The organism is Oleiphilus sp. HI0086 (assembly GCF_001635225.1).
On the sequence record NZ_LWFZ01000773.1, the window covers coordinates 1 to 716 of the forward strand.

The 716-nt window shown below is 46.2% G+C and carries 1 protein-coding gene; it reads left to right on the top strand.

Annotation, left to right across the window (positions count from 1 at the left end):
• On the top strand, nucleotides 1-561 hold a 561-nt coding region (gene pgeF, locus A3756_RS13345), incomplete at its 5' end, for a peptidoglycan editing factor PgeF (RefSeq protein ID WP_068553675.1).
• Nucleotides 562-716 lie beyond the last annotated feature (155 nt).

Consider the following 716-nt stretch of genomic DNA (forward strand, 5'->3'; position numbering starts at 1 on the left):
TTAAATGCAGAGAATATTCATTGGCTGGAGCAGATACATAGTAATACTCTTGTTCAGGCCGAAAGCTCATCTATCAGCACTCAAGCAGACGCAAGTTATACTCGCAAGCAGCAAGAAGCCTGTGTCGTTATGACGGCCGACTGCCTTCCGGTACTGTTCTGCAACAAACAGGCAACGCAAGTCGCTGCCGCACATGCGGGTTGGCGAGGCTTAGCTTCTGGCATCCTAACTAAGACTGTAGAAAGCTTTGACTCACCCAATGAAGTAATTGCCTGGCTTGGCCCGGCAATCAGCCAAAAGGCATTTGAAGTTGGCGACGATGTCTATACAGCATTTTGTAACAAAGACCCCGAAGCCGCTCAAGCCTTTATCCCGGGAAAGGAACCAGGAAAATGGTTGGCAGATTTATACCTACTTGCCCGGATTGAGCTAAAAGCCATTGGAGTCAGCGCGATTTATGGCGGCACGCATTGCACCTTTCTTGAAAACCAACACTTCTATTCTTTTCGCCGTGATGGCCAAGTCTCGGGTCGTATGGCTTCTCTGATTTTCTTGCGCTAGAGTTTGGGTAAGGAATTAATCAGATTCTAAACGAATATTATCAATGTAAACCGTCAACTCCTGCTTCGGCTTATACATATAAAGCATCTGATCTACAACCTGTCCCATTTCCATTTTTCTGGTCTGTAAGCCATCACGAACCTTATCTAAGGGAA